The organism is Pseudomonas sp. NBRC 111130, assembly GCF_001320485.1.
GTDB classification, from domain to species: domain Bacteria; phylum Pseudomonadota; class Gammaproteobacteria; order Pseudomonadales; family Pseudomonadaceae; genus Aquipseudomonas; species Aquipseudomonas vlassakiae.
In genome coordinates this window covers 1-17,455 of sequence record NZ_BCBG01000069.1, presented here as the reverse complement: position 1 = coordinate 17,455, position 17,455 = coordinate 1, and the positions used below count along the sequence as shown (strand labels likewise).

The following is a 17,455-nucleotide window of genomic DNA, read 5'->3' as shown; positions in this document are numbered from 1 at the left end:
TTGATGCTATCCATGTGGGAGCGGGCTTGCCCGCGAATGCTCTAGCGCCGAACCAGCAGGACGCCACTTTCCATGTGGTGCGTATACGGGAACTGGTCGAACAACGCACAACGCTCGATGCGGTGTGTGTCGTGCAACTGGGCAATGTTCGCCGCCAGGGTCTCGGGGTTGCACGAGATGTACAGGATTCGCTCGAAACGCCGGGTCAGCTCGCAAGTGTCCGGGTCCATCCCTGCACGGGGCGGGTCGACGAACACGGTGCCGAACTCATAGCTCTTCAGGTCGATCCCTTCCAGCCGGCGGAACGGCCGTACTTCGTTCAGTGCCTGGGTCAGCTCTTCCGCCGACAGGCGCACCAGCCGCACGTTATCCACAGCGTTTTCAGCGAGGTTGCTCAGCGCGGCATTGACTGAAGTCTTGCTGATCTCGGTGGCCAGCACCTGGCGCACGCGGGTGGCCAGCGGCAGGGTAAAGTTGCCGTTGCCGCAATACAGCTCCAGCAAGTCGTCTTCACGTTGGCCGATGGCCTCGAACGCCCAGCTCAGCATCTTCTGGTTCACCGCGCCGTTGGGCTGGGTGAACGCGCCTTCCGGCTGGCGGTAGCTGAAAACGCGACCGGTAACATCAAGTTTTTCCACCGCATAGTCGCGGCCAATCACCAGGCGTTTGCCCTTCGAACGGCCGATCACGCTCACGCCGAGGTCTTCGGCCAACTGCCGGGCAGCTACTTCCCAGACCTCGTCCAGCGGGCGGTGGTAGCACAGCGTGACCATGGCATCGCCGGCCAGCGTGGTGAGGAACTCTACCTGGAACAAGCGATTGCCCAGTGCCTCGCTGGCCTGCCAGGCGGCCTTCAGGCGCGGCATCAGCTCATTGATGCGCTGGCTGGCGATGGGGAAGTCGTCGATCAGGATCGCCTTGTGCTTGTCGCCAGGGGCGAACATCGCATAGTGGCGCTGGCCATCTTCGCGCCACAGGCGGAACTCGGCGCGCAGGCGGTAGTGCTCGCGCGGCGAGTCGAAAACGGCCGGTTCCGGCGCGCCGAAGGGCGCCAGCAGCTCGCGCAGGCGGGCAACTTTGCCCTCGAGCTGGGTGGCGTAGGCGGAGGGGTCGAAGACAGCACTCATGCGTTGAACCAGCCCAGCTTGATGACGAACAGGATGGAAAGGATCACCAGGGCCGGGTTCAGGTCGCGGTGGCGGCCGGAGATCAGCTTGACGGCGGTCCAGGAAATGAAACCGAAGGCGATGCCGTTGGCGATCGAGTAGGTCAGTGGCATGGCCAGGGCGGTCACGACCACGGGGGCGGCCTCGGTGATGTCGTCCCAATTGATTTCTGCCAGGCCCGAAGCCATCAGCACGGCGACGAACAACAGCGCCGGTGCCGTGGCGAAGGCCGGTACGCTACCGGCCAGCGGCGCGAAGAACAGCGCCAGCAGGAACAGGATGGCGACGACGATGGCAGTCAGGCCGGTGCGGCCTCCGGCGCTCACGCCAGCGGCGGATTCGATGTAGCTGGTGGTGGTCGAGGTGCCCAGCAGGGAACCTGCCATGGCGGCGGTGCTGTCGGCGATCAGGGCACGGCCCATCTTTGGCATGTGGCCGTCCTTGCCCATCAGGCCGGCGCGCTTGGCCACGCCGATCAGCGTGCCCGAGTTGTCGAACAGGTCGACGAACAGGAAGGCGAAGATCACGCTGACCAGGCCCACGTCGAGGGCGCCTTTGATGTCCAGCTGGAGGAAGGTCGGCGCCAGCGATGGCGGCATCGAGACCACGCCACCGAACGGTGTCACACCCATCAGGATCGAAGCGATGGTCACGGCCAGGATGCCGATCAGCACTGCGCCACGAACCTTCAGCGACTCGAGGCCGACGATCAGGAAGAAGCCCAGGGTAGCGAGGATAGGCGCTGGCTGCTTGAGGTCACCCAGGCCAACCAGGGTCGCTGGGTTATCAACGACGATGCCGGCATTGTGCAGGGCGATGAACGCCAGGAACAGGCCGATACCGGCAGCAATCGCAGAACGCAACGGCAGTGGAATGCTGTTCACGATCCATTCGCGGATACGGAAGATCGACAGCAGGAAGAACATCACCGCCGAGAGGAACACCGCGCCGAGTGCCACCTGCCAGGTGTGGCCCATGTGCAGGACCACCGTGTAGGTGAAGAACGCGTTCAGGCCCATGCCCGGCGCCAGGGCGATCGGGTAGTTGGCAATCAGGCCCATGGTGGTCGAGCCGATGGCGGCCGCCAGGCAGGTGGCGACGAAGATTGCGCCCTTGTCCATGCCGGTCTCACCGAGGATGCTCGGGTTGACGAACAGGATGTAGGCCATGGCCAGGAAGGTAGTGACGCCCGCAAGAATCTCGGTGCGCACATTGGTGTCGTGTGCTTTTAGTTGAAACAGCCTTTCCAGCATGCCCGCTCCCCAGGGCGCCCTCGCGCCGTGAATGTATCGACCCCATCAGCAAAGCACAGACCGAAGCCGATGCCGTGGTTTTGTGTGGGGAGGAAAAAAGCCGCGCATCATACCAGCATGCTCGGCGGGGGCCTATGGCCGTTGGGGAATGGGTAATACTTAGCCTGTGCCGGCCTCTTCGTGGGTAAACCCGCTCCCACAGGTACGGCGCTGCTCTCGAAACCCCTGTGGGAGCGGGTTTACCCGCGAAGAGGCCGGCACAGGCGAAAGATCAACCGTTGTGCAAACGGTCCCGCTTGGCCAGTGTGGGGAACAGTTTTATCCACACCCCGGTCACCACCAGCGTGCCCACGCCGCCCAGCACCACCGCCGGCACCGTGCCGAACCAGTGCGCCGTCACCCCGGACTCGAACTCGCCGAGCTGGTTCGAGGCACCGATGAACAAGCCGTTCACCGCGCTCACCCGCCCGCGCATCTCGTCCGGCGTCTCCAGCTGCACGAAGGCGCCGCGGATCACCATGCTGATCATGTCCGCCGCGCCCAGCACCACCAGCACCGCCAGCGAGAACCAGAACGAGGTCGAGAGGCCAAAGGCGATGGTTGCCACACCGAACAGCCCGACTGCGGTGAACATGGTGCGGCCGACTTTGCGCTCGACCGGGAACCGCGCCAGCCACAGCGACATCAACAGAGCCCCGACTGCAGGTGCGGAACGCAGCAGGCCCAGGCCCCACGGGCCGGTGAGCAGGATGTCCTTGGCAAATACCGGCAGCAGCGCGGTGGCGCCACCCAGCAGCACGGCGAACAGGTCCAGCGAAATGGCCCCGAGAATGTCCGGCCGGCTGCGGATGAAGCGGATCCCGGCCATCAGCGATTCAATACTTGCGCGGCCGCGCTGGGGCACTTGCTGGCGCGAGTCGAGGCTGAGCATGAGCAGGCAGGCGACGGCATACAGGGCAACGGTCGGGCCGTACACCCAGATGCTGCCGAACGCGTACAGGAAGCCGCCCACGGCAGGAGCGACGATGGTAGCCGCCTGGGTTGCCGAGGCGGAGGCGGCTACCGCTCGCGGGAACAGCCCTGGCGGCACGACGTTGGGGAGCAGCGCCTGGGTCGCCGGCATCTCGAATGAGCGGGTGGCACCGAGCAGGAAGGCCAGGGCGAAGATCAGTTCGCGGCTGACATTGTCGGTGGCACTGCCCACGGCCAGCGCCAGGGCGATAAGCCCCTGCAAGGTCTGGCACAGCGCCGCCACCTTGCGCCGGTCATAGCGGTCGGCAACATGCCCGGTATGCAGCATGAACAGCACCCGGGGCGCGAATTCGACCAGGCCGACCAGGCCCAGGTCGAGTACATTGCCGGTCAGCTGGTAGAGGTGCCAGCCAATGGCCACGGTGAGCATCTGGAAGCCACTGGCGGTGAACACCCGGGCCAGCCAGAAGGCGATGAAAGGGCGGTGATGACGCAACAACTGCGGTGCGGAATCGGACATCGGGAACCTGTTGGTCTCGGCGCAGTAGAGGGGCTCGCAGCGTATCATCTGTTTGTAACAACCGGTTACTGTTTGCCGTGATCGGCACTTTTTCATGCCTCGCGAAAGGGGGTGGGGCAACCGGTCACGCGGCAAACAACCGCACGGCCCAGCGGGCCATTCGGGACTATGCTTTTTAACAGTCGTTGATCTGGATCAATCGTTGCTTTTGCAACAGATGGGCAACGAACGGGCAACGAATTGGCCTTCGGGCCGGAATCCCTGCGATCGAACAGAACAATTCCAAGATGCCGCACTCGACTACCGTGGGGGCAGTGGGCGACGGGGCCACAAGCCCAGACGCCGGATTATCTGAAGAGGAAGCACCATGTTCGGAATAGAGGCCTTAGAGCTCGCCCGAATGCAGTTTGCCTTTACCGTGTCGTTCCACATCCTGTTCCCGGCCATCACCATTGGCCTGGCGAGCTACCTGGCGGTTCTCGAAGGCCTCTGGCTGCGGACCGACAAGCAGGTCTACCGTGATCTCTATCACTTCTGGTCGAAGATCTTCGCCGTCAACTTCGGCATGGGCGTGGTCTCCGGGTTGGTCATGGCCTACCAGTTCGGCACCAACTGGAGCCGCTTCTCGGAATTCGCAGGTTCAGTCACCGGCCCCTTGTTGACGTATGAAGTGCTGACGGCATTCTTCCTCGAGGCGGGCTTCCTCGGCGTCATGCTGTTCGGCTGGAACCGGGTCGGGCGCGGCTTGCATTTCTTTTCCACGTGCATGGTGGCGCTGGGCACGCTGGTGTCGACCTTCTGGATCCTTGCCTCGAACAGTTGGATGCACACCCCGCAGGGCCACGCGATCGTTGATGGCAGGGTGGTGCCGATGGACTGGTTCGCGATTGTATTCAACCCATCATTCCCCTTCCGCCTGATGCACATGGCCACTGCTGCTTTCGTCGCCACGGCCTTTTTCGTCGGCGCCTCGGCGGCCTGGCACCTGCTGCGCGGGCGGGACAACCCTGCCGTGCGCAAGATGCTGTCGATGGCCATGTGGATGGCCCTGATCGTCGCGCCGGTGCAGGCGGTGATCGGCGACTTCCATGGTCTGAACACGCTGAAGCATCAGCCGGTCAAGATTGCAGCCATCGAGGGCCACTGGGAAAACCAACCGGGTGAGCCGACCCCGCTGATCCTGTTCGGCATTCCCGACATGAAGGCCGAAACCACCCATTTCAAGATCGAGATCCCGGTGCTCGGCAGTCTGATTCTCACCCATAGCCTGGACAAGCAAGTCCCTGCCATGAAGGAATTCCCTGCCGAGGACAGGCCCAATTCGACCATTATCTTCTGGTCGTTCAGGGTCATGGTCGCCATGGGTCTGTTGATGATTGCCGCAGGGCTTTGGAGCCTGCTGTTGCGCAGGGGGGGCAAGCTCTACAGCTCACGCCCGTTCCTGCATTTCGTGATGTGGATGGGGCCCTCCGGACTGCTGGCCATCCTGGCAGGCTGGATCACCACTGAGGTCGGGCGCCAGCCGTGGGTGGTCTACGGCCTGATGCGCACTGCCGACGGTGTCTCCAACCACAGCTACGCCCAGCTCGGGTTTACCTTGATCGCGTTCGTGGTGGTGTATTTCGCGCTGTTCGGTACAGGCTTCGCCTACATGATGCGTTTGGTCCGCAAAGGGCCTCATACCGGCGAAGGCGATGATCAGCGGCCGGGTGGCCCAGGCCAGAAACGTACCCCGGCACGGCCATTGTCGGCCGCCGACGAGGGCAGCGATGCCGTCTCCGCCAACCTGAGCAAGGGGAACTGAGCCATGGGTATCGACCTTTCGCTGATCTGGGCTGTGATCATCATCTTTGGCGTCATGATGTACGTGGTGATGGACGGCTTCGATCTGGGGATCGGCATGCTTTTTCCCTTCGTCAAGGGCGAGCGTGACCGTGATGTGATGATGAATACCGTTGCCCCCGTGTGGGACGGCAACGAAACCTGGCTGGTGTTGGGCGGTGCCGGTTTGTTCGGGGCGTTCCCGATGGCCTATGCAGTGGTGCTCGAGGCGCTGTACTTGCCACTGATCCTGATGCTGATCGGCTTGATCTTCCGCGGTGTGGCGTTCGAGTTTCGCTTCAAGGCGACGGCCGAGAAGCGTCATATCTGGGACAAGGCGTTCATCGGCGGCTCGCTGGTCGCGACGTTCTTCCAGGGCGTGGCCTTGGGGGCCTTCCTCGAAGGCTTCAAGGTGGTCGACCGGCATTTCGCCGGTGGCACCCTCGACTGGCTGACACCGTTCAGCCTGTTCTGCGGCCTTGGCCTGATCGTCGCCTACACCCTGCTGGGCTGTACCTGGCTGATCATGAAGACCGAGGGCGGCCTGCAAACGCGAATGCATGACCTCGCACGGCCTTTGGCGCTGGTGCTGCTGGCGGTGATCGGCATCGTCAGCCTGTGGACCCCGATCGCGTATCCACAGATTGCCGACCGCTGGTTCAGCATGCCCAACCTGTTCTGGTTCATGCCGGTGCCGTTGCTGGTGCTGGTGACCTTCTACGGCCTGCTCAAGGCGGTGGCGCGCGATGCTCACTACACGCCATTCCTGCTGACCCTGGTTTTGATCTTCCTGGGTTACAGCGGGCTGGGCATCAGCCTGTGGCCGAACATCATCCCGCCGTCGATCTCGATCTGGGACGCCGCCGCGCCACCGCAGAGCCAAGGTTTCATGCTGGTGGGCACGCTGTTCATCCTGCCGTTCATCCTCATGTATACCTTCTGGAGCTACTACGTGTTCCGCGGCAAGGTAACCCATGAAGACGGCTATCACTAGGAGGATCCCATGATGAACGGTAAACATGGCCTGGAAGACAAGAAGCCGCTGTGGCAGCGACTTGGCTGGCTGCTGCTGATCTGGGCGATGAGCGTGGCTGCGCTGGGCGTGGCCGCCTGGGTGATGCGGCTGTTCATGGGGGCCGCAGGCCTGACCACCCATTGAGTGCAGGGGGGGCGCGACAGCCGCCCCCTGCTTTTATTTACGCGCCTTGAGGACCACGAACTTCGGTGTTGCAGCGACTTGCTCGACGCCGCGGAACAGCCGCGCCAGCTTGCTGTGATAGCCCAGATGGCGATTGCCGACGATGTACAGCGCGCCCCCGACCACCAGCGCCTCGCGCGCCTGCTGGAACATGCGCCAGGCGAGGAAGTCACCGACCACCTGCTGCTGGTGGAAGGGTGGGTTGCACAGCACGACATCCAGCGATTGTTTTTCAACGCCCGCCAGGCCGTCCCCCGGCATGACCGTGACTGGCCGTTCACCCAAAGCGGCCTGCCAGTTCTCCAGCGCCGACTGCACTGCCATGTACGACTCATCGACCAGGGTGTACTGCGCATCAGGGTTTGCCAGCGCGCTGGCAATCGCCAGCACGCCGTTACCGCAGCCCAGGTCGGCTACGCGGGCGTTGCCCAGGCCACGGGGCAGGTGGGGCAGGAAGGCGCGGGTGCCGATGTCCAGGCCCTCGCGGCAGAACACATTGGCATGGTTGAGCAGTTCCAGTGCTGGTTTGTCGAGCGTGTAGCGGGTCGGGTAGGGCGACCTCGCGGCCGGACGCTCGGCGACCGTGGCGGTCAACAGGCGCGCCTTTTTCTGTGCCAGCGAAGCCTGTACCGGGCCGATGTACTTTTCCAACAGGTCACCGGCCGCCCGCGGCAGGTGCTTGATCATGGCTCCGGCAATCACCTGGGCGCCGGGTGCCAGGTGGCCTTGCAGGCGGATCAGTTGTTCTTCAAGCAGTGCGAGGGTTTTCGGCACGCGCACCAGTACGCGGTCGAACGGGCCTTGCCAGTGCTCGCTGGCCGGCACGAAGGGCACGCTGTCGAACGCCTTGCCATTGCGCGCCAGGTTTTTCTCCAAGGCCATGTGCGCCAGGTGCGAGTCGCCGCTGCTGATCACCTGCAGATGGTCGACCAGGCTGGCCGCCAGGGCGCCGAAGCTGTCGTTGAGCACCAGTACCCGGCTGCCAGCGTCCAGGCCTTGGGCATGCAACTGCTCGAGCAGGTATTCATCAGCGGCATCGAAGGCCTGCAACGGGTCGTTAGCCTGGTCCGGCTGGCGGATCAGGTCGAGTTCGGCGAAGGGGGTGGTCAACAGGGGCATGGCATCTGGCTCGGGTACGGATCTGCCGATGGCGGTTCGCCACGGGCTTTGGCACGCGATTCTACAGGGCTTTGTCCGAGGCCGCAGGCCCGGCTACTGGTCGATCAGGCCGCGCATCATGGCGATGGCGATGGCACCGGACTTGTTGGCAGCGTTGGTCTTGGTGATGATGCTACGAATATGGAAGTTCACCGTGCTCTGCGACAGTGACAGGATGCAGGCCACGTCGGCTGCTGTCTTGCCAGCGGCTGACCATTTGAGCACTTCGATTTCCCGGTCGCTCATTTTGAGCGGGGTGCTGAGCCGGGCCAGGTGATATTCACTGACGATCGCGTGCAGGGTGTGACACAGCCACTGCACTTTGCCGGCTTTGTCATAAAGCTCGGTGATGGCTACAGCATTGCTCGGCCTGCACACGCTGACCTGGCTCTCATTGTGCTGCAGGTCATGCAGGGACTGCGTCCAGCCATGACGCAGGCCGTGCGCACAGGCCTGTTCACGGTATTCGGGTACTTCCTTGTACAGCTCATCGGTCCACAATACCGGCATGGTCGAGCTATGGCTTCGGGTTGCCGCAGCGTCCTGTTTGTAGAATTCATCACGCTGGTAGCGCTCTATCCACGCCTCTGGATAGTTGCTGTACAGGTACAGCCTTGGCGATTGGGCAGCCAGTTGAATGCGCACTTTCAACCCTAGAAACGCCATATCCAAGTCTTGCGCCAGGTGCACTGCGAGGTCGAACACTTTTTGTGGCGTGCTCTCGCTGATCAGTCGATGAAGATGCTCATGATTCCATTGAGGCATCTGTCTCACTCCCTCGGCGGTTACCGTTCAAACCGTTCCATGACGGGATGATTGTAGGAAAAGGCCGACTGTTATGTTGGGTTTTTTTGTTATAGAGGCCGCTTTTTTCATGTAGCGACGCGGTCGTCTTGTTGTGCCCCTACTTTCCGGCGGTTTTTATCCAGGCCGCTTTGCGCGACACTGGGCGCACGCCTTACACGGAGCCCGTCATGACCGCCAGTGCCGAGAAATTTACCCGCCAGACCCTGCTCGATGTCCAGCCGCTGACGCCGAACCTGTTCAGCCTGCGGGTGACGCGCGATCCAGGGTTTCGCTTCCGGGCTGGCCAGTTTGCCCGGCTGGGCGTAGCCAAGGCCGATGGCAGCGTGGTCTGGCGTGCCTATTCGATGGTCAGTGCCCCCCATGACGAATACCTCGACTTCTTTTCAATCGTGGTGCCGGGTGGCGAATTCACCAGTGAACTGAGCCGCCTGGGCCAGGGCGATACCTTGTTGATCGACCGTCAGGCGTTCGGTTTCCTGACCCTGGATCGCTTCGTCGGTGGCCGAGACCTGTGGCTGCTGGCGACCGGCACCGGCATCGCACCCTTCATGTCGATCCTGCAGGACTTTGAAGCCTGGGAGCGTTTCGACAACATCAAGCTGGTGTACTCGGTGCGCGAGGCGAGAGAGCTGGCTTATGTAGATGCCATCGCCGGTTTGGAGCAGCGCGATTACCTGGCCGAATACGCTGGCAAGCTGCAGTTCATTCCGGTGGTGACCCGTGAGCTGCATCCCGGGGCTTTGAATGCGCGCATCACCACGCTGATCGAGAATGGCGAGCTGGAGAAGGCGGCGGGGCTGGAATTGTCGCCCGAGCATTCGCGGATCATGCTGTGTGGCAACCCGGAAATGATCGACGAGACACGCAAGGTGCTCAAGGCGCGTGACCTGCAACTGAGCCTGAGCAAGCGGCCGGGGCAGGTGGCGGTGGAAAACTACTGGTGATGCAAAGGGGCCGCAATGCGGCCCCAGCCATTTCAGGGCAACCGATTCTGGTTCTGTGCCTTGAGCAGGTCACGAATCTCGGTCAGCAGGGTTTCCTGCGGGGTGGGTACTGGCGGCGCGGTCGGTGCCACGGCCTCTTCGCGTTTGAGGCGGTTGATCGCCTTCACACCCATGAAGATGGCGAAGGCGACGATGAGGAAGTCGATCACCGTCTGGATGAACTTGCCGTAGGCCAGCACCACCGCCGGTACATCACCTTCGGCAGCTTTCAGGGTGATGGCCAGGTCGCTGAAGTCGACGCCCCCGATCAACAGTCCCAGTGGCGGCATGACCACATCACCGACGAAGGACGAGACGATCTTGCCGAAGGCCGCGCCGATGATGATACCGACCGCCATGTCGACGACATTGCCTTTGACCGCGAAGGCCTTGAACTCACTGATCATGCCCATGTTTGGTTCCTTGTAACAAATGGTGAGGTTAACGCAGTGTAAGCCACTAAAACGCTTCATGCGTTGGCTTCAGGGGTAGTGACTGCGGTTAGAACGTTTAGTTTTGTCGCATCTCGAACGGTTCGAGACACGTCGGCCTCGGCTATCATGGCGGTTTTTTCCAGGAGACCCTGCCCATGGCCAAGGCCAAGCGCTTGTATGGCTGCACCGAGTGCGGCGCGACCTTCCCCAAATGGGCCGGCCAGTGCGCCGACTGCGGGGCCTGGAACACCCTGGTCGAAACCATGATCGAAAGCGGCGGCGCGGCGGCCCCCAGCGGGCGCGCTGGCTGGACCGGGCAGCAGGCGCAGATCAAGACCCTGGCCGAAGTCAGCGTCGAAGAGATCCCACGCTTCACCACCAGCAGCACCGAACTCGATCGCGTGCTCGGCGGTGGCCTGGTCGATGGTTCGGTGGTGCTGATTGGCGGTGACCCCGGGATAGGCAAGTCGACCATCCTGCTGCAGACGTTATGCAACATCGCCGTTGGCATGCCCGCGTTGTACGTCACCGGTGAAGAGTCGCAGCAACAGGTGGCCATGCGCTCGCGGCGCCTGGGCCTGCCCCAGGACCAGCTCAAGGTGATGACCGAAACCTGCATCGAAACCATCATCGCCACCGCCCGGGTGGAAAAACCCCGGGTCATGGTGATCGACTCGATCCAGACCATCTTCACCGAGCAGTTGCAGTCCGCCCCTGGCGGCGTGGCCCAGGTGCGCGAGAGCACGGCGTTGCTGGTGCGCTATGCCAAGCAGAGCGGTACGGCGATCTTCCTGGTGGGCCATGTCACCAAGGAAGGCTCGCTGGCCGGGCCTCGGGTGTTGGAGCACATGGTCGATACCGTGCTGTATTTCGAGGGTGAGTCCGACGGCCGTCTGCGCCTGTTGCGGGCCGTGAAGAACCGCTTCGGCGCGGTCAACGAACTGGGCGTGTTCGGCATGACCGACCGTGGCCTGAAAGAAGTGTCCAACCCGTCGGCAATCTTCCTCAACCGTACCCAGGAAGAAGTGCCCGGCAGCGTGGTGATGGCTACCTGGGAAGGTACCCGGCCAATGCTGGTCGAGGTGCAGGCGCTGGTCGATGACAGCCACCTGGCCAACCCACGGCGGGTCACCCTGGGCCTGGATCAGAACCGCCTGGCCATGCTGCTGGCTGTACTGCATCGGCATGGGGGTATTCCCACCCACGACCAGGACGTGTTCCTCAACGTGGTCGGTGGGGTGAAAGTGCTGGAAACGGCTTCCGACCTGGCGTTACTGGCAGCGGTGATGTCCAGCCTGCGCAACCGGCCGTTGGCCCATGGGCTGCTGGTGTTTGGCGAGATCGGTTTGTCGGGCGAGGTGCGGCCAGTGCCCAGTGGGCAGGAGCGCTTGAAAGAAGCGGCCAAGCATGGCTTCAAGCGTGCCATCGTGCCCAAGGGCAATGCGCCGAAGGAGCCGCCTGCGGGGTTGCAGGTGATTGCCGTGACCCGCCTGGAGCAGGCCCTGGATGCCTTGTTCGAGTAATATTTAACCTGTACCGGCCTCTTCGCGGGCACGCCCGCTCCCACAAGAAACCGCGTATCCCTGTGGGAGCGGGCGTGCCCGCGAAGAGGCCGGTACAGGAAAATGAAAAAGGGGAGCCGACGATGCGCATCGGCTCCCCCCACGGCACCACTCAGTCAGTGGTCAATGTTCGGCAACCGCACTGCGCCTGGGCGCCTGGTTACCGTGCTCGTCCAGCTCCATTACCGGCACTTCGTTGCCCTCGGCATCGAACAGCTTGCCATCCTTGAAGTAGTCACCGTCACGCAGGCATGAGATGTCCGAGTACTGGATGGTGCGCTCGTAGGCTGCGGCGAATACCGACTGGTTCTCCGAGTTGCCCGTCTGGAAGTGGTTGAACAGCAGGTTCAGCAGGATGGCCATGATTGCCGCCGAGCTGATGCCCGAGTGGAAGATGGTCTCGAACCAGTTCGGGAAGTTGTGGTAGAAGGTCGGCGCAGCGATCGGGATCATGCCGAAGCCCAGCGAGGCCGCGACGATGATCAGGTTGACGTTGTTCTTGTAGTTGACCTTCGACAGCGTGCGGATGCCGCTGGCGGCCACCGTGCCGAACAGCACGATGCCCGCGCCACCCAGCACCGGTGTCGGTACGGCGGCAATCACCCGGCCCATCACCGGCAGCAGGCCGAGCACCACCAGGATCACGCCACCGGTGGCAACCACGTAGCGGCTCTTGACCCCGGTCACGGCCACCAGGCCGACGTTCTGGGCAAACGCGCTTTGGGTGAAGGAGCCAAAGATCGGCGCCAGGATGCTCGATGCCATGTCGGCGCGCAGGCCGTTGCCCAGGCGCTTGGAGTCGACCTTGGTGTCGATGATTTCACCCACGGCGAGGATGTCGGCCGAGGTTTCCACCAGGGTCACCATGATCACGATGCACATCGACAGGATCGCGGCGATGTGGAATTCCGGCATGCCGAAGTGGAACGGGGTGGGGAAGGCGAACATCGGGCCTTCGCTGACCTTGCTGAAGTCGGTCATGCCCAGCGCCCAGGCGATCAGCGTGCCAACCACCATGGCCAGCAGGATCGACAGCCGCGAAATGGTTGCGCTGCCGAGTTTGCTCAATACCAGGACAATGGCGAAGGTCAATGCCGCCAGGCTGATGTTGGCGACGCTGCCGAACTCTGGCGATGCACTGTTACCTCCCATCACCCAGCGCGCGGCAACCGGCATCAAGGTCAGGCCAATGGTGGTGATGACGATGCCGGTCACCAGCGGCGGGAAGAACTTGGTGATGCGTGAGAACACCGGGGTGATCAGGAAACCGATCACCGAAGCCGCCATGACCGCGCCGAGCACACCCGGCAGGCCACCACCGCCCTCACTGCTGAGGATGGCGCCCATGGTCGCCACGCCGGCGAATGAAACGCCCTGTACCAGCGGCAGCTGGCAACCGAAGAATGGGATACCTAGCGTTTGCAGCAGGGTCGCCAGGCCACCGGCAAACAGCGAAGCGGCGATCAGCATGCCGATTTCGGCACCGTTGAGGCCGGCTGCCTGACCCAGGATCAGGGGTACCGCGACGATCCCGCCATACATGGTCAACACATGCTGCAGACCATAAGCCAGGTTGGCACCCAGCCCGAGGTTTTCGTCCTCGGGGCGCTGGGCGGGAGACGTGCTAGGGGACGTAGTCATGGAGCAGGCTCTCTGTTTATTGTTGTGCCGCTACTGTAGACATTTCCTACAAAGTATTGCTACATGAATTGTATACAATATTTTGATCGGAGCGCGAACAGCGGGCCTTGCAATGTGTGCAAAACCTCAATGCAGAAGGCGTACCAAGTTCTTCAATGCGGTGCTAGAGGGGTGTGTACAAAGCACTGCTACCCAGGCAGAAAGCTGTCTGGGTAGACAAGAAACGGAAGGTGGGAAGGCTGTTAGTCAGCTAACAGATTCTATTCTTCGATCAGTTCGCGCAGCTCACGCATCATTTCGGTGCCGTCGGCGAGGTTCAATTCCACAAGACGGTGCAAATGGCTCATCGACTCGACGTCGATGTACAGGCAGACGAAGCCCAGACGGGTGGCTTCTTCGTGGCGCAGTTCGACTTGCATCTGCACACGGACATCGCGATCGAGGTGGATGATGGCATCGAAATCCTGGGTCAGGTCAGCGTCCCAGGGCAAGGGGCGTTCGATCAGCAGGCCCTTGAGCGACAGGTCCAGCAGCTTCACCGGCCAGCGGCGGTCGCCCTGGCGCAGTTCGGTGGGGGCGTCGAAATCGATACGCTGGAAACGGCGACGGTCGTCGGCAGAAGTGGTCATGGCAGGCCCCTCGTCAGATGCACTGACTATAGACCAGCCATGGCCACTCCTGTCGATCTGACCTGCCGGGGATCACGAGCCGAAGAAGTTCAGGTCGACCACTTGGTAGAAGGCCTTGTCAGTCTCGGCAATTTCCCATACCCCGAGCAGTACATGATATCCCTGGCGCTCAGGCAACTGCAGGGTATGAATGGTAGGTTGTGCGGGCCACATTTCTTCGTCGGGGAAGCTCCAGTATGGCTTCCGTTCATTGAGGAATGTGGCAAGCGGCTCAGGCTCGAACTGGGCGCGCGCAAGCGGCGCCTTGGGGTCCCAGCCCTCTTTGGTGATGAAATAGTTGAAGCGGCGATACTTGTGGCGTGCACTGAAACTCCAGACAAAATCGAAGGCCTTGCCGCTGGTCACATCATGCTTGTCCCAGTCGACATCTGTCCGGTCCAGGTAAGTGGCGGCCGGCCTCTCGCCACTGGCGATCTTGCCATCGACGGGGGGTGGGATATTGCGGACATCATCCGGGGCGTAGGGGTCGGCCAGTTTTCCGTCCGTCTCCGGGAAGAACTTGCCACTTTCGATCCCATATTGGAGGTTACCTTCGATAAGGCCTCGCTCTTCTGCGAAGCACGCCCGTGACTTTGGCTTTGTAATCGCACCGTGGAGGGGGGTGATTGGGCCAGAGTTCTGGTTACCGCCTGATTTATCCGATGGCATGGTGGTCATTCTCCGTTCACGAAGGGTGAGGACGCAAAGTTTCAGCACCCGTCGATTCGAAACCGTGTGTCCATTCAGAGCCAATCCGAGTGCCTGGTCATTAGATGCGCACGTAATGTGCTCAACAACTGGCAAAAATGTCAGGTTGGTTCAGTTGACGGTTATCGGCTGAACGTGGCCGCGTGGGGAAAGGTACCGGGGCTCTAGCGCGGGCGGTTGCTTGTAGCAGCAAGCTCAATTCGGGATGGTAAACACTCCAAGCAAGCCCTAGACTCAAAGGGCTGTCTATTCCAACCACTTAGCTGGAAGCATGCCATGAACAACAATAACAGCCTGCTACGCCACATCCCGTGGCTGGCGCTGGCGGTCATAGGGGCCTGCGCGCTGGGTGTCGTCGCCCTGCGTCGCGGCGAGGCGATCAATGCCTTGTGGATCGTGGTCGCCGCGGTGGCCATCTACCTGGTCGCCTACCGTTACTACAGCCTGTTCATCGCCACCAAGGTGATGCAACTCGACCCTCGCCGAGCCACCCCCGCGGTACTCAACAACGACGGTCTGGACTACGTTCCGACCAACAAACACATCCTCTTCGGTCACCACTTCGCTGCCATCGCTGGTGCCGGCCCGCTGGTTGGCCCGGTACTCGCCGCGCAGATGGGCTACCTGCCCGGCACGCTGTGGCTGATCGCCGGCGTGGTGCTGGCCGGTGCAGTGCAGGACTTCATGGTCCTGTTCCTCTCCACTCGCCGCAACGGTCGCTCGCTGGGCGACATGGTGCGCGAGGAGATGGGCCGCATCCCGGGTACCATCGCCCTGTTCGGCTGCTTCCTGATCATGATCATCATCCTCGCGGTGCTGGCGCTGATCGTGGTCAAGGCCCTGGCCGAGAGCCCATGGGGCATGTTCACGGTGATGGCAACCATCCCGATCGCGATGTTCATGGGCGTGTACATGCGCTACATCCGCCCGGGCCGCATCGGCGAGATCTCGGTGGTTGGCGTGGTGCTGCTGCTGGCGTCGATCTGGCTGGGGGGCCAGATTGCTGCCGATCCAGTCTGGGGCCCGGCGTTCACCTTCACTGGCGTGCAGATCACCTGGATGCTGGTTGGCTACGGCTTCGTTGCCGCTGTGCTGCCGGTATGGCTGGTACTGGCGCCGCGTGACTACCTGTCGACCTTCCTCAAGATCGGTACCATCATTGCCCTGGCGATCGGTATCCTGGTGACCATGCCCGAGCTGAAAATGCCGGCGCTGACCCAGTTCACCGACGGCACCGGCCCGGTGTGGAAGGGCACCCTGTTCCCGTTCCTGTTCATTACGATTGCCTGCGGTGCGGTGTCTGGCTTCCACGCGCTGATTTCCTCGGGGACCACGCCGAAGCTGCTGGACAACGAAGCCAACGCCCGTTACATCGGCTACGGCGGCATGCTGATGGAATCGTTCGTCGCCATCATGGCCATGGTTGCCGCCTCGGTGATCGAGCCGGGCGTGTACTTCGCCATGAACAGCCCGGCCGCGGTGGTTGGCGCCGACGCAGTTTCGGTGGCGCAAACGGTCAGCAGCTGGGGCTTCCTGATTACCCCTGAGCAGCTCGAAGCGGTAGCCCGCGACATCGGCGAGCACACCGTACTGGCCCGTGCCGGTGGTGCACCGACCCTGGCGGTGGGCATCGCGCAGATCCTGCACCAGGTGTTGCCGGGTGAAAACACCATGGCCTTCTGGTACCACTTCGCGATCCTGTTCGAGGCGCTGTTCATCCTTACCGCGGTGGACGCGGGTACCCGTGCCGGTCGCTTCATGCTGCAAGACCTGCTGGGCAGCTTCGTGCCGGCGCTCAAACGCACCGAGTCGTGGACTGCCAACCTGATCGGCACCGCCGGCTGCGTGGCGCTGTGGGGTTACCTGCTGTACCAGGGCGTGATCGACCCACTGGGCGGCATCAACACCCTTTGGCCGCTGTTCGGTATTTCCAACCAGATGCTGGCCGGGATCGCCTTGATGCTTGGCACCGTGGTGCTGATCAAGATGAAGCGCGAACGCTATATCTGGGTCACTCTGGTGCCGGCTGCCTGGCTGCTGATCTGCACCACTGCGGCGGGCCTGATCAAGCTGTTCGACCCGAACCCGGCGGTCGGCTTCCTGGCCCTGGCCAAGAAGTACAGCACGGCGCTGGACGCTGGCCAGGTATTGGCTCCCGCCAAGAACATCGACCAGATGCAGCACGTGATCTTCAACGCCTATACCAACGCCGGCCTGACCATTCTGTTCCTGCTGGTGGTGTTCAGCGTGCTGTTCTTCGCCCTCAAGGTCGGCTACGCCGCCCTCGGCCGCAAAGAACGCACCGACAAGGAAACCCCGTTCCAGGCCCTGCCTGACGCTTGAGAGGACCGCAGTGATGTTCAACGACTTGGGTCGACTGGGTAAGTACCTGGGGCAGGCAGCCCGCCTGATGGTCGGCATGCCCGACTACGACAACTACGTCGAGCACATGCGCAACAAGCACCCGGACAAACCGGTGATGACCTACGAGGCGTTCTTCCGCGAACGCCAGGAAGCACGTTACGGTGGCAAGTCCGGGCCCAAGTGCTGTTGAGTCCAAGGCC

16 protein-coding genes are annotated in these 17,455 nt (G+C 62.3%); 7 read left to right on the top strand and 9 right to left on the bottom strand.

Annotated elements, in window-relative coordinates:
- Nucleotides 1-41: 41 nt before the first annotated feature.
- From trmA to APH33_RS21835, 3 genes are all read right to left on the bottom strand, one after another.
- Entirely contained in the window at nt 42-1,127 is a 1,086-nt protein-coding gene (gene trmA, locus APH33_RS21845) for a tRNA (uridine(54)-C5)-methyltransferase TrmA (RefSeq protein ID WP_054887142.1), read from the bottom strand.
- Nucleotides 1,124-2,419 (bottom strand): NCS2 family permease, encoded by a 1,296-nt coding sequence (locus APH33_RS21840; RefSeq protein WP_054887141.1) that lies wholly within the window; start codon nt 2,417-2,419, stop codon nt 1,124-1,126. The genes trmA and APH33_RS21840 overlap by 4 nt, the downstream gene beginning before the upstream one ends.
- Nucleotides 2,420-2,690: 271 nt before the next feature.
- Nucleotides 2,691-3,911, bottom strand: a complete 1,221-nt coding sequence (locus APH33_RS21835) for an MFS transporter (protein ID WP_054887140.1) — start codon at nt 3,909-3,911, stop codon at nt 2,691-2,693.
- 367 nt (nt 3,912-4,278) lie between these two features.
- Between APH33_RS21835 and APH33_RS21830 the strand changes: the two genes are divergently transcribed.
- The 3 genes from APH33_RS21830 to APH33_RS21820 are packed head-to-tail and all read left to right on the top strand — an operon-like array spanning nt 4,279 to nt 6,891.
- A complete protein-coding gene (locus APH33_RS21830) occupies nt 4,279-5,715 on the top strand; it encodes a cytochrome ubiquinol oxidase subunit I (RefSeq protein ID WP_054887139.1) in 1,437 nt (478 codons plus the stop codon).
- 3 nt (nt 5,716-5,718) lie between these two features.
- A complete protein-coding gene (gene cydB / locus APH33_RS21825; RefSeq protein WP_054887138.1) occupies nt 5,719-6,726 on the top strand; it encodes a cytochrome d ubiquinol oxidase subunit II in 1,008 nt (335 codons plus the stop codon).
- A gap of 9 nt (nt 6,727-6,735) precedes the next feature.
- Nucleotides 6,736-6,891: a DUF2474 domain-containing protein gene (locus tag APH33_RS21820; RefSeq protein ID WP_054887137.1), complete on the top strand. Its 156-nt coding sequence runs from the start codon at nt 6,736-6,738 to the stop codon at nt 6,889-6,891.
- Between the two features lie 33 nt (nt 6,892-6,924).
- Here APH33_RS21820 and APH33_RS21815 read toward each other — a convergent pair whose 3' ends face one another.
- Complete coding sequence (locus APH33_RS21815) at nt 6,925-8,049, bottom strand: methyltransferase (RefSeq protein WP_054887136.1); 1,125 nt, start codon at nt 8,047-8,049, stop codon at nt 6,925-6,927.
- Nucleotides 8,050-8,142: 93 nt separating this feature from the next.
- The gene (locus tag APH33_RS21810) at nt 8,143-8,853 is read right to left on the bottom strand and encodes an autoinducer binding domain-containing protein (RefSeq protein ID WP_054887135.1); all 711 of its coding nucleotides are present in this window, start codon (nt 8,851-8,853) and stop codon (nt 8,143-8,145) included.
- 209 nt (nt 8,854-9,062) lie between these two features.
- Here APH33_RS21810 and APH33_RS21805 point away from each other — a divergent pair, with 209 nt between their 5' ends.
- Nucleotides 9,063-9,839: a ferredoxin--NADP reductase gene (locus APH33_RS21805; RefSeq protein ID WP_054887134.1), complete on the top strand. Its 777-nt coding sequence runs from the start codon at nt 9,063-9,065 to the stop codon at nt 9,837-9,839.
- Nucleotides 9,840-9,871: 32 nt separating this feature from the next.
- Here APH33_RS21805 and mscL read toward each other — a convergent pair whose 3' ends face one another.
- Complete coding sequence (gene mscL / locus APH33_RS21800) at nt 9,872-10,291, bottom strand: large-conductance mechanosensitive channel protein MscL (protein ID WP_054887133.1); 420 nt, start codon at nt 10,289-10,291, stop codon at nt 9,872-9,874.
- A gap of 176 nt (nt 10,292-10,467) precedes the next feature.
- Between mscL and radA the strand changes: the two genes are divergently transcribed.
- Nucleotides 10,468-11,835: a DNA repair protein RadA gene (radA, locus tag APH33_RS21795; RefSeq protein ID WP_054887132.1), complete on the top strand. Its 1,368-nt coding sequence runs from the start codon at nt 10,468-10,470 to the stop codon at nt 11,833-11,835.
- Nucleotides 11,836-11,997: 162 nt separating this feature from the next.
- Here the strand turns inward: radA and APH33_RS21790 are convergent, their stop codons facing one another.
- The 3 genes from APH33_RS21790 to APH33_RS21780 all read right to left on the bottom strand — a co-directional run bounded on the left by APH33_RS21790 (nt 11,998) and on the right by APH33_RS21780 (nt 14,861).
- Complete coding sequence (locus tag APH33_RS21790) at nt 11,998-13,515, bottom strand: nucleobase:cation symporter-2 family protein (protein ID WP_054887131.1); 1,518 nt, start codon at nt 13,513-13,515, stop codon at nt 11,998-12,000.
- Between the two features lie 260 nt (nt 13,516-13,775).
- Nucleotides 13,776-14,144 carry a PilZ domain-containing protein gene (locus APH33_RS21785; RefSeq protein WP_054887130.1) on the bottom strand — a complete coding sequence of 123 codons (369 nt, stop codon included), beginning with the start codon at nt 14,142-14,144 and terminating at the stop codon, nt 13,776-13,778.
- 72 nt (nt 14,145-14,216) lie between these two features.
- Nucleotides 14,217-14,861 carry a lytic polysaccharide monooxygenase auxiliary activity family 9 protein gene (locus tag APH33_RS21780; protein WP_256218713.1) on the bottom strand — a complete coding sequence of 215 codons (645 nt, stop codon included), beginning with the start codon at nt 14,859-14,861 and terminating at the stop codon, nt 14,217-14,219.
- Between the two features lie 306 nt (nt 14,862-15,167).
- Between APH33_RS21780 and APH33_RS21775 the strand changes: the two genes are divergently transcribed.
- A complete protein-coding gene (locus tag APH33_RS21775; protein WP_054887129.1) occupies nt 15,168-17,234 on the top strand; it encodes a carbon starvation CstA family protein in 2,067 nt (688 codons plus the stop codon).
- A 13-nt stretch (nt 17,235-17,247) separates the two neighbouring features.
- Nucleotides 17,248-17,445: a YbdD/YjiX family protein gene (locus APH33_RS21770; protein WP_054887128.1), complete on the top strand. Its 198-nt coding sequence runs from the start codon at nt 17,248-17,250 to the stop codon at nt 17,443-17,445.
- Nucleotides 17,446-17,455: the final 10 nt, after the last annotated feature.

What these genes read in the sequence shown, in the direction of transcription:
- trmA (WP_054887142.1), bottom strand. Translation starts at nt 1,127, where the DNA reads ATGAGTGCTGTCTTCGACCCCTCCGCCTACGCCACCCAGCTCGAGGGC.
- APH33_RS21840 (WP_054887141.1), bottom strand. Translation starts at nt 2,419, where the DNA reads ATGCTGGAAAGGCTGTTTCAACTAAAAGCACACGACACCAATGTGCGC.
- APH33_RS21835 (WP_054887140.1), bottom strand. Translation starts at nt 3,911, where the DNA reads ATGTCCGATTCCGCACCGCAGTTGTTGCGTCATCACCGCCCTTTCATC.
- APH33_RS21830 (WP_054887139.1), top strand. Translation starts at nt 4,279, where the DNA reads ATGTTCGGAATAGAGGCCTTAGAGCTCGCCCGAATGCAGTTTGCCTTT.
- cydB (WP_054887138.1), top strand. Translation starts at nt 5,719, where the DNA reads ATGGGTATCGACCTTTCGCTGATCTGGGCTGTGATCATCATCTTTGGC.
- APH33_RS21820 (WP_054887137.1), top strand. Translation starts at nt 6,736, where the DNA reads ATGATGAACGGTAAACATGGCCTGGAAGACAAGAAGCCGCTGTGGCAG.
- APH33_RS21815 (WP_054887136.1), bottom strand. Translation starts at nt 8,049, where the DNA reads ATGCCCCTGTTGACCACCCCCTTCGCCGAACTCGACCTGATCCGCCAG.
- APH33_RS21810 (WP_054887135.1), bottom strand. Translation starts at nt 8,853, where the DNA reads ATGCCTCAATGGAATCATGAGCATCTTCATCGACTGATCAGCGAGAGC.
- APH33_RS21805 (WP_054887134.1), top strand. Translation starts at nt 9,063, where the DNA reads ATGACCGCCAGTGCCGAGAAATTTACCCGCCAGACCCTGCTCGATGTC.
- mscL (WP_054887133.1), bottom strand. Translation starts at nt 10,291, where the DNA reads ATGGGCATGATCAGTGAGTTCAAGGCCTTCGCGGTCAAAGGCAATGTC.
- radA (WP_054887132.1), top strand. Translation starts at nt 10,468, where the DNA reads ATGGCCAAGGCCAAGCGCTTGTATGGCTGCACCGAGTGCGGCGCGACC.
- APH33_RS21790 (WP_054887131.1), bottom strand. Translation starts at nt 13,515, where the DNA reads ATGACTACGTCCCCTAGCACGTCTCCCGCCCAGCGCCCCGAGGACGAA.
- APH33_RS21785 (WP_054887130.1), bottom strand. Translation starts at nt 14,144, where the DNA reads ATGACCACTTCTGCCGACGACCGTCGCCGTTTCCAGCGTATCGATTTC.
- APH33_RS21780 (WP_256218713.1), bottom strand. Translation starts at nt 14,861, where the DNA reads ATGACCACCATGCCATCGGATAAATCAGGCGGTAACCAGAACTCTGGC.
- APH33_RS21775 (WP_054887129.1), top strand. Translation starts at nt 15,168, where the DNA reads ATGAACAACAATAACAGCCTGCTACGCCACATCCCGTGGCTGGCGCTG.
- APH33_RS21770 (WP_054887128.1), top strand. Translation starts at nt 17,248, where the DNA reads ATGTTCAACGACTTGGGTCGACTGGGTAAGTACCTGGGGCAGGCAGCC.